A 12,898-nucleotide genomic window follows, 5' to 3' on the forward strand; every position below is an offset into this window, starting at 1 on the left:
AGTCGGGGCCTCCGGCCGCGTGAGCGAAGGAGGCGGTGGACATGCGGCCCAGCGACGACCGCGGAGGGCCCCCGGAAGGGGAACCCGCCGCCGACGAGGTGCGTGACGTCCCGCCCGGCGAGGTGCCGGACCGCCTCTGCGCGATCGCGGTCAGGCTGCTCCCCGTGAGCGGCGCGAGCGCGTCACTGCGCGGCGAGGGCGGTCTCCCGGTCCGGTTCTGCGCCAGCGGCGACCGTGCCTCCTACCTCGCGGAGATCCAGGCCACTCTGGGCGACGGGCCGTGCGTCCGCGCCGCCGAGACGGGTGCCCCGGTGCTCGTCCGTGACCTGCGGTCCGGTGCGGACGCCGACCGCTGGCCGGTCTTCGCCCAGCAGGCGACGGCCGTCGGCGTGCGCGCCGTCTACGCGCTGCCGCTGGGCAGCGACACCCAGTGCGTCGGCACCCTCGACCTCTACCGCGACACCGCGGGCGGACTCACCGAGACCGAGCTGAACACGGCCCGGCTCCTGGCCGGGATCATGACCACGGCCCTGATGGCGCTGACGGACGAGGAGCGGTACGACGCCGGGGAGGAGGAGGGCACCTGGCTGAGCGGGCTGGCCGGTGACCACGACGAGGTCCACCAGGCCATCGGCATGATCATGGTCCAGCTCGGTGTCGGCGCCGACGAGGCCCTGGCCCGGCTGCGCGGCTCCGCCTTCGCCGGGGGCCGCACCGCGTACGACGTCGCCCGCGACGTCCTCGCCCACCGGCAGCGCTTCGACCGCGACGGTTAGCGGACGGCCGGCTCACACCTGGGCCCGCCCCTGCCGCCGGACCTCGGTCAGCCGTCCCGCGCCGACCGCCGCGGCCGTCGGGGCGGCGTCCTCCGCCGGCTCGCCCAGGCTGCCGTCGGTCACCAGGATCGCGTCGTCGCCGACGCGTACGGCGACGAGGTCCACGGTGAGGACGACGGCCCCGGCATCGGCCGTCGTGCCGGCCACGGTCACCCGCAGCCCCTGCCGGGCGTCCCCCGCCTCGGGCGGTGTCACGCCGGTGACCCGGAGGCCCCGGGCGGGCCCGTGGGCGGCCTCGGCGGTGAAGTGCCCGCACGTGTCGGGCAGCGTCCCCAGCCAGGACAGCGTCCGGTCGATGTCGGCCGCGCGGTGGGAGGTGATCCGGTAGTGCAGCTGGGCTCCGCCGGCGTAGTCGTCCAGGGCGGCCGTGGCCCGGGGGGCCGGGGCGGTGGTGCCGAAGAGCTCCTCGGTGTAGAGGACGTCCAGCAGCCGGCGGCAGTCCGGGTCGTCGGCGGTGGCCTTGAGCAGGTCGTCCCGCCAGGTCGCGGCGCCGAGCGTCGGCCCCCAGGTCTCCCCCAGGTCGGCCGCCGTGATCAGCGCCGCGTTCGCCTGGGCCGGGGTGAGCGCGGGCGGGGCGGCGGCCGACGGGAGCGCGGCCGGGGACCGCGGTGCCGCCGGGCCGGTCCCGTCCGGGCGGGCGGTGGAGCAGGCGGCCGTGCCCAGGGCCAGGGCGGCCGGGAGCGCGAGCACGCGGACGAGGTCTCGGGGCCGCCTTCCGGCCGGCCGGCGCCCCGCACGATCGGTCACACCCCCACGGCACCACCACCCCGCCCGCCCCACCACCGCACGCGGTCCACCCGAGTGACCCAAGCCCCCGCCGGGGTGGCCCGCCCCGGCGGGTCCGGGAGCCGCGGCGGCACACGCGAACGGCCCCCGGCGGGGGCGGCGTCGGCCGTCGGCGTGACCCGGTACCCGGACCCGTCCCCGAGCGCGGTCGAACACCAGGACACCCGGGAGAGCGAGGCAGCTTCCGGTCACCGGCGCGTCCCGCCGCCCGCGCGTTCACTTTTGGGGTGATGTGGACAGATCTGTTCGTGTCGCCCGCACGCATCGCGAAGGAGACCGCGTGACCGTCCGCAGCACCACCAGCACGCCCGACCTGTCGTCCAAGGACCCCAACTGGTGGCGGCAGGCCGTCATCTACCAGATCTACCCGCGCAGCTTCGCCGACGCAGACGGCGACGGGCTCGGGGACCTGCGCGGCATCACCCAGCGCCTGACCCACCTGGCCGCCCTGGGCGTCGACGCCCTGTGGCTCAGCCCGTTCTACCCGTCCGAGCTGGCCGACGGCGGCTACGACGTCGAGGACTACCGCGACGTCGACCCGCGCCTGGGCACCCTGGACGACTTCGACGCCCTGGCCGCCGAGGCCCACCGGCTCGGCCTGAAGGTGATCGTCGACCTGGTCCCCAACCACTCCTCCCACCGTCACGCCTGGTTCCGCGAGGCCCTGGACGCCGGTCCCGGCTCGGCCGCCCGCGACCGGTACGTCTTCCGGGAGGGCCGCGGCGAGCACGGCGGGCTGCCGCCCACCGACTGGCAGTCCGTCTTCGGCGGCAGCGCCTGGAAGCGGGTGCCGGACGGCCAGTGGTACCTGCACCTCTTCGCCCCCCAGCAGCCCGACCTGAACTGGGAGAACGAGCAGGTCCGCGCCGACTTCCGCACCACGCTGAAGTTCTGGTGCGACCGCGGTGTCGACGGCTTCCGGATCGACGTCGCCCACGCGCTGGTCAAGGACCTGACCGAGCCGCTGCGCGACCTCGGCGCCCCCGAGCTGAGCAGCGAGGCCGCGCTCGCGGAGTTCGCCCCCGGCACCCACCCCTTCTACGACCGCGACGACGTGCACGAGGTCTACCGCGACTGGCGCAAGATCCTCGACGCCTACAGCCCGCCGAGGATGGCGGTGGCCGAGGCCTGGGTCCCGGGCGCCCGGCGCGCGCTGTACGCCCGCCCGGACGAGCTGGGCCAGGCCTTCAACTTCGAGTACCTCCAGGGAGGCTGGGACGCGGCGGAGCTGCGCGAGATCATCGCCGGCTCGCTGGCGGACGCGCACGCCGCCGGCGCCTCCGCGACCTGGGTGCTGTCCAACCACGACGTGGTCCGCCACGCCTCCCGGCTGGTCCTGCCGCCCGGCACCGACACGGACGCCTGGCTGCTGTCCGGCGGCCACGCCCCTGCGGTCGACGGGCGCGCGGGCCTGCGCCGGGCCCGCGCGGCGACGCTGCTGATGCTGGCGCTGCCCGGCTCGGCCTACCTCTACCAGGGCGAGGAGCTGGGCCTGCCCGAGGTGGCCGACCTGCCCACCGAGGTGCTCCAGGACCCGATCTGGGAGCAGACCGGGCACGTCCGCAAGGGCCGCGACGGGTGCAGGGTGCCGCTGCCCTGGACGACGAGCGGGCCGTCGTACGGCTTCGGCGCGGGCGCGGCCTGGCTGCCGCAGCCGCCGGGCTTCGGGGAGTACTCCGTCCAGGCCCAGGACGGGGTGGCGGGCTCGACCCTGGAGCTGTACCGCACGGCCCTGCGCCTGCGCCGCAAGCTCCTCGACGGCGAGTCGCTGACCTGGGCGGAGGACGTGCCGCCGGGGGTGCTCCAGTTCGACCGCTCGGACGGCTGGCGCTGCGTCACCAACCTCTCGGACGCGCCGGTCGGCCTGCCGGCGGGCGAGGTGGTGCTGACCAGCGTGCCCCTGGAGGACGGCAGGCTGGGGCCGGACACCACGGCGTGGCTGGTGAGGTAGCGGCGGCGCGTGCCACGCGGCCCGCCTCGCGCGGACCGCGTGGGCCCTCAGTAGCGCACCGCGCGGGCCACCACCGCGCGCACGTCCCCGGACAGGTCGTGGCTGCTGCGGGCGGTGGCGCTGCCGGAGCGGCCGGCGGGAACGTCGTCGACGGTGACGACGACGGTGTCGAGCAGGGTGTTGCCGGTGTCGGTGAAGTTGACCTGCACCGCGAAGGACTTGGTGTCGTCCGCGGTGTTGCGGACCGTGATCGCGGCCGTGGTGCGTCCGCCGCTGTCCGTCCCCGGCGCCCCCGCCTTCACGTCCGCCTTGACGTCGGCGCCCGACGTGATGTCCTCCAGCCACCGCCCGGCCTCCGCCGTCGCCGAGGCCAGGGCGTCCGAGCCCTCGGAGGCGAGCGAGGACGCGGCCGACGCGGCCCGGCTGACCGCCGCGCTCGCGGAGTCCGTGGGCGTGCCGCCACCGCTGTCGCCGCCGTCGGAGCAGCCCGCCAGCACGGCGGCCGCCAGTACCGTCACCGCCGCCGCCCGGTGTGCCCGGTGACCGCCCATGTCGCCTCCAGGGACCTCGCACGCGCCCGCTCCCGCGCGGACGCGCGGGGTCCCTGCCAGTCAAGGCGCACCGGCAGCGCGCCGCACTCCGGTGCTGGTCCGAACGGGGCCGTCCCCGGCGGCCCCGGGGGCCGTCGAGGACGGGGGCGCGCGATGCCGGGGGTCAGATGCGTCCCGGGCTGCCGCTGCCGAAGGAGCCGCTCGATCCCGGCAGCCAGCGCCGCCGGTTCTGGTCCGCGCCGCGTCGGCTGCCCGCGTGGTGGAGCTGGTACGGCATCAGTCGTGGGCTCCCGTCGGTGTTCAGTGGGATCTCGTCCGGCTCCCGCATCTCCCGTTCCTCGTAGACGGGACCGGAGGCGGGGAGGTGGGGCTGTTCCTCGGCGCGCGGACGGGTCGACTCCTGCTCCATGGCCCTCATGCCGATGCGCACGGCCAGGATCAGCATGCCGGCGACCACCAGCCCGCCGATGAAGGCCGCGAACATGTTGAGCGCGTTCGAAGCGGCCAGCAGTTCATACGTTGCCGTACTCATGTTCTGATTATGTACCCCGGATTGAGATAAAGCGCACGCTATGTCCGAATCCAAGGGGTGCGGTCGGTCGTGGACACGGACCCGGTGGCGTTGGTTCCCTCGGAACATGCGCTCCCTCCGCCATCTCGCCCCGAACCCCCGCCGACGGCCCGGCGCGCTCCTCCTCGCCCTCGCGCTCCCCCTGGCCGGCTGCGCCGCCGACCCCGGACGACCCGGCGCCACCCCGCCGGCGAGCAGCCCGACCGCCGCGGGCGCCACGGCCACCGCGGGCGCCGCGGCCACCGCGGGGCCGGGCACCCGCGAACGGATCCGCGTGGACGGCCGCACCCGCGACTACCTCCTGCACCGGCCCGCCGGCGCCGGCCCGCGGCCCCTGGTCGTCGCCTTCCACGGCCGGGGCTCGGACGCCGCCGGGCTGCGGGAGCGGACCCGGCTGGAGAAGGCCGCCGCGGCCCGCGGCATGCTCGTCGCCTACCCGGAGGGCCTCGGCCGGGGGTGGGGCGCCGGCGCGTGGAAGACGAAGCAGCGGCCGGACCCCGGCCTCGACGTGCGGTTCACCGAGGCGCTGGTCGGTCACCTGGTGCGCACCGGGCTGGCCGACCCCGAGCGGGTCTACGTCGCAGGGTTCTCCAACGGCGGCTCGATGGCGCTGCGCGTCGCGGCCGAGCGCCCCGGCCTGGTCGCGGGAGCGGCCTCGGTCTCCGGCCAGCTGCCCTCGGGCGCCGCCGCCGTCGAACCCACCGGCCCGGTGCCCGTCATGGTCGTCTACGGCGCCGACGACCCCGTACGCCCCCTCGCGGGATGGCCGTCCCCGCCGGCGGACCCCGAGGAGCCGATCCTGCCGACCAGGTCGGCCCGGGACAGCGCGGAGGCCTTCGCCGCGGCGGGGCGCGCCGGGCGCCCGGTGACCGAACGGGAGCGGGGCTACGACCGCACCGTCTGGCGCCTGGGCGGTGATCCGGCGGGCACCGTGCAGCTCCTCGTCGTCCACGACGCCGGGCACACCTGGCCGGGCTCGTCCCTCACCCCGCCCACGGGCTTCGGCCGCACCAGCGGCGCCCTGGACGCCACCGGCACGATCCTCGACTTCTTCGCCGCCGGCCGGTGAGGCGCCCCCGCCGGCCTCACCTGACGGCCCCGGGCCCTCAGGCCTGGGCGCCGCCCCGGGCCGCACCGGTGCCGGTGTCCCCGGTGTCCTCGCGCCGGACCGCCTCGCCGGGGATCACGCGCGGGGTCCCCGGGTCCTGCGCCGGCGCCTGCTCGTCCTTCGCCGCCCGGGCCTCCGCCTTGAGGATGCGCGCCGACTTGCCCGCGGAACGGGCCAGGTCGGGGAGCCTCTTGGCGGCCAGGACGGCTATGACGACGACGAGAATGATCGCGAGCTCGCTCAGTCCGAACACGGCACTCCCCAGATGGCATGCGGTCCGGGCCCGTGACACGGGCCCGGTCGGAATCTACGGCAGGAAGGGACCCGGGTCGACCGGTGCCCGGCCGGGCCGCCGGTCAGAGGTCGAACTCGTGCGGCGGCAGGTCGAGGGCGAAGCAGGCGTCGCGGACGACGGCCCGCTCGTCCTTGTCGAAGTCGCCGTCCGCGCCGCCGATGACGATGCCGATCTGGATGACGGCACGTGCCTCGGCGGGCTTCTTCTTGGCCTTGGCGATCTCCTGGAGCACGCCGACCCTGCCGAAGGCGAAATCGGCGGCCAGCTTGTCCAGGTTGTCCTCGAACCGGCGGCGCAGGTCGTCGGCGGGGAAGTTCCGCAGCACGTCGTTGGTGGCGATGAGCTGGGCGACGCGCTGACGCTCGGACGGGTCGACGGTGCCGTCGGCGGCGGCGACCAGGGCGCACATCGCCATGCTCGCGTCGCGGAAGGCACCGCTCCTGAGGTCATTCTTCTTCGCCACGAGCTGCGTCTGCATCTGCGACGCGGACTCCTTGACGCGGTCCCACAGGGCCATGAGAACTCCGTACGGTCGAGAGGTGGTCTGCGGCCTAGTATCTACAGTCGTGTAGAAGTTACCAGGCCGGCCCGCCGCTCACTCCTCGTCTCCCGCGCCCTCCTCGTCCTCGTCGCCCTCCAGGAAGTCCCCGGCCTCGTCGACGATCTCGGCCGCCACCAGGCCGCCGGCGACGCCCACCGCGAGCCCGGCCGCGCCCGCCGCGACGGCGGTGCCGACGCCGGGGCCGGAGTGGTGCGCCGGCTCGTGTCCGTGGCCGCCCGCGTGCCCGTACACGGCGTGGGAGCCGTAGGAGGCCCGGTGCTCCACGAGCTCGCGGATCCAGCCGTCGACGAGGGTGCCCCAGTCCCGCGCCGCGGCCCCCTCGTGCGGCACGGTGAAGCGGCTCAGGGCGTCGTGGCCGTCCCCGAGCAGCCCCCCGCGCTTGTCCGCCTCCAGGACCACCTCCAGGCCGCCGGGCGCGGCCAGGAAGGTCAGCTCGATCTCGTTGGCCTGGTGGGCGTACTGCGGCGCCGGGGTGAGCTCGATCTCCTGGTAGAAGGGCAGATGCTGCCCGGTGCCGCCGATGCGGCCGTACTCCAGGTCGGCCGAGCGGAAGCCGAAGCCGAGCTGCCCGAGGGCCTCCAGGACGGCCTCCTGCGCGGGCAGCGGTGCCACGGCCAGCGGGTCCAGGTCGCCCTTGTCCCGGGCACCGGCGACCGCCAGCTCGGTCCGCACGCCGAGGACGACGCCCAGCGGCTGCCCGTACAGCTCGGTGACCGGGGTCTCCCAGGGCAGCGTCACCGAGAAGGGCACGCCGTGCCGTTCCCCGGCGTCGAGCCGGAAGCCGCCGCCGACGGTGAACCGGCCGAAGGCGACGACGCCCTCGCTCTCCCCGTCCGCGTGCTCGGCCTCGACCCGGGCCACCAGCTCCAGCGCGATGTGCTCGACGTCGAATCCGGTGGTGCCGCCGACGAGGTCGACCCGGCCCGACAGCACGCCGCCCGGCCGGGCCGCGCCCGGGTCGAGGACCGTGTCCACCGTGGGCCCGCCCACGCCGAGGGAACCGAGCAGCCGCTTGAACACCATCGAGGCGTTCACTCCTTCACGTTCGTGCGGGGAGACATGTCGTGCGGGAACAACCCGAACCGTCCCGCCGTTCTCTACAGGCGAGTAGAAGCATAGGGGTCCACGGACTCCCGATCTTTTTGCTCGTCCTTTACCATGAGAGGGAAAACCTCGGGCGGCCGCCAGGCGGCGCCCACCGACCCCGTTAAAGGAGTCCCGTTCCGTAATGGAGCCTCCCAGTACCGGCCGTGCCACGGACGGCCCGCCAGTGCCCCTGCATGTGCGTGAGGGAAGCGGGGTGGCACGGTGACCGAGGTCCTGCTGCTCCTGCTGGCCCTCCTCCTCACCCTGGCCTGCGCGCTCTTCGTCGCGGCCGAGTTCTCTCTCACCACCGTCGAGCGCGGTGACCTGGAGCGTGCCGCCGAGTCCGGCGAGCGCGGCGCCGACGGCGCCCTGAAGGCCGTGCGCGGCCTGACCCTCCAGCTCTCCGGCGCCCAGCTCGGCATCACGGTGACCTCGCTGGTCATCGGCATGCTGGCCGAGCCGTCGCTCGCGGCGCTGCTGCGCGTCCCGCTTACGGCGATCGGCCTGGGCGGCGCCGCCCCCACGGTGGCGACCATTCTCGGCGTGGCCCTCTCCACCGTCGTCCTGATGGTCGTCGGCGAGCTGGTCCCCAAGAACTGGGCGATCTCCAGCCCGCTGGCGGTCGCCAAGGTCGTCGCCGGTCCGCAGCGCGGCTTCACCGCCGCCTTCGGCCCCTTCATCCGGCACCTGAACAACACGGCGAACCACTTCGTCCGCCGCTTCGGCCTGGAACCGGCCGAGGAGCTCGCCTCCGCCCGCAGCCCCGAGGAACTGGTCGCCCTCGCCCAGCACTCGGCCGCCGAGGGCGCCCTGGAGGCGGACTCCGCCGAGCTGTTCGTGCGCACCCTGCACCTGAGCGAGCTGACCGCGGAGAACGTCATGACCCCGCGCGTGGACGTCAAGGCCCTGGAGGCCCACGCCACCGCGGCCGACGCGGCCAACCTCAGCCACGCCACCGGCCTGTCCCGCTTCCCGGTCTACCGGGCCAGCCTGGACGAGGTCGTCGGCACCGTCCACATCCGCGACGTGCTGGCCCTGGAGCCGGAGCGGCGTGCGGCCACCCCGGTCACCGAGCTGGCCACCGCGCCGCTCCTGGTGCCGGACAGCCTGCCCGCCGACCGCCTTCTGGAGCGCATGCGCAGGGCCCGCACCATGGCCGTCGTCATCGACGAGTACGGCGGCACGGCGGGCGTGGCGACCGTCGAGGACATCGTCGAAGAGGTCGTCGGCGAGGTGCGCGACGAGCACGACCCCGTCGAGGTGCCCGACCTGCTGCCCGCCCCCACCGGGGCGGACGGTCGCACGGCCTGGGAGGCGGACGGATCGCTCCGCCTGGACCGGCTCGCCGGGATCGGCTTCACCGCCCCCGACGGCCCCTACGAGACCCTGGCCGGTCTCGTCGCCACCCATCTGACGCGCATCCCCGCCGAGGGCGACGTCGTCGACCTGGGCGGCTGGCGCCTGGAGGTCCTGGACATCGACCACCACCGTGCCGACCGCCTGCGCGTCGCCGCGCCCGCTCCGGCGGAGCCGGCCGGGGAGCCGGCCGAGCCGGTGGCCGCCGGCCGGTCGTCCCTGCGGGAGCCGGAGGTCGCCCGATGACCGCCGTACAGCTCCTCATCGGCGCCCTGACGCTGCTGACCAACGCGTTCTTCGTCGGCGGCGAGTTCGCCCTGATCTCCGTGCGCCGCAGCCAGATCGAGCCGCGCGCCAACGCGGGCGACAAGCGGGCCCGGATGACCCTGTGGGGCCTGGAACACCTGTCGGCCATGATGGCGACGGCCCAGCTCGGCATCACGGTGTCCTCCCTGGTGCTCGGCGCGGTCGCGGAACCGGCCATCGCGCACCTGATGGAGCCGGTCTTCGAGGCCGTCCACATGCCGGGCGCGCTGGTCCACCCCGTGGCCTTCGCCATCGCCCTGGCCCTGGCGACCTATCTGCACATGCTCATCGGCGAGATGATCCCGAAGAACATCGCGCTGGCCGCCCCGGCCGCCACCGCGTTGATCCTCGGCCCGCCGCTGGTCGCCCTCACCCGGGCCCTGAAGCCGGTCGTCTTCGGCATCAACGCCTTCGCCAACACGCTGCTCAGGCTGCTGCGGGTGGAGCCGAAGGACGAGGTCGGGGCCGTCTTCACCGACGACCAGCTGGCCCGCATGGTCGTGGACGCCAGCGAGGCCGGGCTGCTGACCCCGGCCGACGGCGAGCGCCTGCGCGACGCGCTGGAACTGGGCACCCGCCCGGTCGGCGAGATCCTCGTGCCCACCCCCAAGATGCGCACCGCCCCGCACACCGTCACCCCGGCCGAGCTGGAACGCCTCGCCGCCGAGGCGGGCTACTCCCGCTTCCCGGTCACCGGCCCCGGCGGCACCGTGCTCGGCTACCTGCACATCAAGGACACCCTGGGCATCACCGACCGTGACCGCCCCTTCCCCCGCACCGCCCTGCACCGGGTCACGCGGGTCCGCATCGACACCCCCCTCGACGACACCCTCACCGCCCTGCGCGCCGAGGACAGCCACCTGGCCGCGGTCACCGGCGAGACGGGCACCGTCCTGGGCTTCGTGACGATGGAGGACGTCCTGACGGAGCTGGTGGGGCCGGCGCCGGTGGCGTCGTGACCCGGCCCCGCGTCCCGTCCTCCGGGAGGTGACGGGACGCGACGGCACGGGGCGGGCGGACTTCGGTCCGCCCGCCCCTTCCGCGTCCGGCGTGGGTCCGCAAGGGGCCGGATGTGTGTTCGCCGCGGCAGGTATCCGACCGGCGCGACTAGAGTTCAGGTGTGGGGGAACCGGATTCCCCACGGCGGGCCGTGTCCTCTGCGGTCCGCGGGAAGGTATGCATGCCCTCGGAGAGCGGGCTGGACGCCGAAGGTCGGGCGCAGGCCGCCGACCGGCTCGACGACGATCATTACCCGGCGTACACCATGGGCAGGGCGGCCGCGCTAATCGGTGCCACGCCCGGATTTCTCCGCACGCTCGGCGAGGCGGAACCGATCAGCCCGATGCGGTCGGAAGGCGGCCACCGCCGGTATTCACGCCGACAGCTGCGCCGTGCCGCCCGGGCCCGCGAGCTGGCCGGCCAGGGAACGCCGGTCGAGGCCGCCTGCCGCATCGTCCGCCTCGAGGACGAGCTGGAGGAGGCGCTGCGCACCCACGAGGAACTGCGCCGCACCGCCGGGCGGCCCGGCGGTGGCGGACGCGGCGGCGGGTGAAAATCTGACCCCGGCGAAACAGATATTCGCGGGTGGGCGAGAAGATAACCGCATTCCCATTCTCGCGGTGATATCCGCCGTCATTTGTTGCCCGGGCGGGCGGTGCTTTCCGTGCTAGGCTCGACATCAGTTGCAGTTGTGGTTGCCATTTGCGTTACCGGGTATCCGGGCAGGTGATCATCGCAGCGATGAGAAGACCCGCGCGGTGCGGGTCTCCAGACACTGCCTAGGAGTAAAAATGGCTTCCGGTACCGTGAAGTGGTTCAACGCCGAAAAGGGCTTCGGTTTCATCGCGCAGGACGGCGGCGGCGCCGACGTCTTCGCCCACTACTCGAACATCGCCGCCCAGGGCTTCCGTGAGCTCCAGGAGGGCCAGCGGGTGAACTTCGACGTCACGCAGGGCCAGAAGGGCCCGCAGGCGGAGAACATCGTTCCCGCGTAACAACGCGCGAACCGCACAGGAGGGCCCGCACCGTACGGTGCGGGCCCTCCTGCGTGTGACCGGCGGCCCGCTCACCAGCCGGTCGCGAGCAGGTGGTTGAGGAGCAGCGCCAGTACGGCCTGCGCCGCCAGCCAGGCACTCGGGCGGCCGAGGAGGGCGCAGGCCGGCAGCAGCCACAGGGCGAAGGGCAGCCAGATGCGTTCCGTCTCCGCCTTGCTCATGCCGGACAGGTCGGCGGCCAGCAGGGCGAGGAGCGCCGCGGCCACGAGAACGGCCGCCCGGGTGTCCTCGGCGGCCGCGGTCCCGCCGCCCCGCCGGGCCAGGAGCACGCCCCCGGCCCGCCGCAGCCCCGCCACCGTCGCCAGGCCGGTGACGAGCACCGTGCAGGCGAGATTGGCCCACACCCAGTAGCCGTAGGGGCGCACGCCGGCCGCACCCTGGTAGTACCGCTCCACCAGCAGGCGGTACGCCTCCCACCAGTCGAACCCGGCCGCGGTGAACGCCACCGGCACGACCGCCGCGCCCGCGACCAGCGGCACGAACAGCACCGGGCGCTCCCGCACCCCGCGCCGGCCGAGCCACAGCACCGCCGCGCCGATCACCGCGAACAGCGTCAGTCCGTACGACAGATAACAGGCCAGGCCGAACAGCAGCCCCGAGCCCGCCGCCCACCACGGCGAGCGTCCGGTCACCGCGAGGGCCAGCAGAGCCACGGACCACGCCGCGACCGCCGCGAAGTACCCGTCGGCCGACGTGCCCATCCACACCGCGGCCGGCGCCGTCACCAGGAAGGGCGCCGCCCGCCGGGCGAGCCGCTCGCCGGCCAGCGCCCGCACCGCCACCAGCACCGCCACGCACGCCGTGGCACCCACGGTGATGCACCAGGCCCCGGCCCAGCCCCCGCCCCGCAGCCCGGCCCGGTCCAGCAGCACGAAGGTGAGCGTGGCCGCCGGAGGGTGACCGGCGACGTGGGCGGGCCAGTTGTCGGGGGAGCCGATCAGGATGTGCCGGGTGAAGTCGCGCAGGGTCGCCGGGATGTCGTTCCAGCGGCCGACGGCCTGGAGGTACTCGAAACGGGTGGTGAGCCGGACCGCGATGCCCCGGTGCCAGCCGTCGATCAGGGCGAGGGACCAGATCCAGGCCGTCGCCGTGCCCCAGGACGCGGCGAGCACGGCGCGCCACGGCAGCCGGCCGGCGAGGGACGGGCCGTACGCCACGGTCGCCACCGCCAGCAGGACGGCCGCGGGCGTGCCGGGGCCCGGGTGCGGGTCCCAGCGGCCGGTCAGCGGCGGCCAGCCGACCAGCAGGGAGTGGTCGGTGGCCTGGATGCGGCGGCCGACCAGTACGGCCGCCACCACGAGGAGCACGGCGGACACGACGGCGTACAGGTCGCGGAGGCCGGGGCGGTGGCGGGTCACACGGGCACCGTAGGCCGGAAGATCGTCCCGCGATGGTGCACGCGGCGGACGTCGGCGTTTCGCCACGGGTCGCGGCGC

General features: G+C 74.8%; 14 protein-coding genes. 7 read left to right on the forward strand and 7 right to left on the reverse strand.

The features are described 5' to 3' along the window. The first annotated feature begins 41 nt into the window (after positions 1-41). Positions 42-776, forward strand: a complete 735-nt coding sequence (locus tag AC0VYN_RS00470; RefSeq protein ID WP_475534292.1) for a GAF and ANTAR domain-containing protein — start codon at positions 42-44, stop codon at positions 774-776. Positions 777-788: 12 nt separating this feature from the next. Here the strand turns inward: AC0VYN_RS00470 and AC0VYN_RS00475 are convergent, their stop codons facing one another. Continuing rightward, positions 789-1,526 carry a hypothetical protein gene (locus AC0VYN_RS00475; protein WP_475534293.1) on the reverse strand — a complete coding sequence of 246 codons (738 nt, stop codon included), beginning with the start codon at positions 1,524-1,526 and terminating at the stop codon, positions 789-791. A 376-nt stretch (positions 1,527-1,902) separates the two neighbouring features. On the opposite strand from AC0VYN_RS00475, the gene AC0VYN_RS00480 reads away from it, so the two are divergent. Further along, positions 1,903-3,573 (forward strand): glycoside hydrolase family 13 protein, encoded by a 1,671-nt coding sequence (locus tag AC0VYN_RS00480; protein ID WP_475534294.1) that lies wholly within the window; start codon positions 1,903-1,905, stop codon positions 3,571-3,573. Between the two features lie 47 nt (positions 3,574-3,620). Here the strand turns inward: AC0VYN_RS00480 and AC0VYN_RS00485 are convergent, their stop codons facing one another. Continuing rightward, a complete protein-coding gene (locus AC0VYN_RS00485; protein ID WP_475534295.1) occupies positions 3,621-4,124 on the reverse strand; it encodes a hypothetical protein in 504 nt (167 codons plus the stop codon). Between the two features lie 163 nt (positions 4,125-4,287). Beyond that, positions 4,288-4,656, reverse strand: coding sequence for a DUF6479 family protein (locus AC0VYN_RS00490; protein WP_385470565.1), 369 nt, complete (start codon positions 4,654-4,656; stop codon positions 4,288-4,290). Positions 4,657-4,762: 106 nt separating this feature from the next. Here AC0VYN_RS00490 and AC0VYN_RS00495 point away from each other — a divergent pair, with 106 nt between their 5' ends. Then, positions 4,763-5,764, forward strand: coding sequence for a CE1 family esterase (locus tag AC0VYN_RS00495; protein WP_475534296.1), 1,002 nt, complete (start codon positions 4,763-4,765; stop codon positions 5,762-5,764). Between the two features lie 37 nt (positions 5,765-5,801). Here AC0VYN_RS00495 and AC0VYN_RS00500 read toward each other — a convergent pair whose 3' ends face one another. The 3 genes from AC0VYN_RS00500 to AC0VYN_RS00510 all read right to left on the reverse strand — a co-directional run bounded on the left by AC0VYN_RS00500 (position 5,802) and on the right by AC0VYN_RS00510 (position 7,683). Further along, positions 5,802-6,056, reverse strand: a complete 255-nt coding sequence (locus tag AC0VYN_RS00500) for a twin-arginine translocase TatA/TatE family subunit (protein WP_451627461.1) — start codon at positions 6,054-6,056, stop codon at positions 5,802-5,804. Between the two features lie 103 nt (positions 6,057-6,159). Beyond that, on the reverse strand, positions 6,160-6,615 hold the full coding sequence (locus AC0VYN_RS00505; protein WP_475534297.1) for a tellurite resistance TerB family protein: 456 nt from the start codon (positions 6,613-6,615) through the stop codon (positions 6,160-6,162). Positions 6,616-6,693: 78 nt separating this feature from the next. Next, positions 6,694-7,683 (reverse strand): sporulation protein, encoded by a 990-nt coding sequence (locus tag AC0VYN_RS00510; protein ID WP_475534298.1) that lies wholly within the window; start codon positions 7,681-7,683, stop codon positions 6,694-6,696. Between the two features lie 285 nt (positions 7,684-7,968). On the opposite strand from AC0VYN_RS00510, the gene AC0VYN_RS00515 reads away from it, so the two are divergent. From AC0VYN_RS00515 to AC0VYN_RS00530, 4 genes are all read left to right on the forward strand, one after another. Continuing rightward, positions 7,969-9,348: a hemolysin family protein gene (locus tag AC0VYN_RS00515; RefSeq protein ID WP_475534299.1), complete on the forward strand. Its 1,380-nt coding sequence runs from the start codon at positions 7,969-7,971 to the stop codon at positions 9,346-9,348. Next, on the forward strand, positions 9,345-10,367 hold the full coding sequence (locus AC0VYN_RS00520) for a hemolysin family protein (RefSeq protein WP_475534300.1): 1,023 nt from the start codon (positions 9,345-9,347) through the stop codon (positions 10,365-10,367). Before AC0VYN_RS00515 ends, AC0VYN_RS00520 begins: the two co-directional genes overlap by 4 nt. 221 nt (positions 10,368-10,588) lie before the next feature. Further along, a complete protein-coding gene (locus AC0VYN_RS00525) occupies positions 10,589-10,960 on the forward strand; it encodes a MerR family transcriptional regulator (protein ID WP_475534301.1) in 372 nt (123 codons plus the stop codon). Between the two features lie 238 nt (positions 10,961-11,198). Further along, a complete protein-coding gene (locus tag AC0VYN_RS00530; RefSeq protein ID WP_393803661.1) occupies positions 11,199-11,402 on the forward strand; it encodes a cold-shock protein in 204 nt (67 codons plus the stop codon). 71 nt (positions 11,403-11,473) lie between these two features. Here the strand turns inward: AC0VYN_RS00530 and AC0VYN_RS00535 are convergent, their stop codons facing one another. Further along, positions 11,474-12,820 carry a hypothetical protein gene (locus AC0VYN_RS00535; RefSeq protein WP_475534302.1) on the reverse strand — a complete coding sequence of 449 codons (1,347 nt, stop codon included), beginning with the start codon at positions 12,818-12,820 and terminating at the stop codon, positions 11,474-11,476. Positions 12,821-12,898: the final 78 nt, after the last annotated feature.

This window comes from Streptomyces sp. 63XJN7_1_ISO-PGPR-S23-121 (assembly GCF_056173025.1).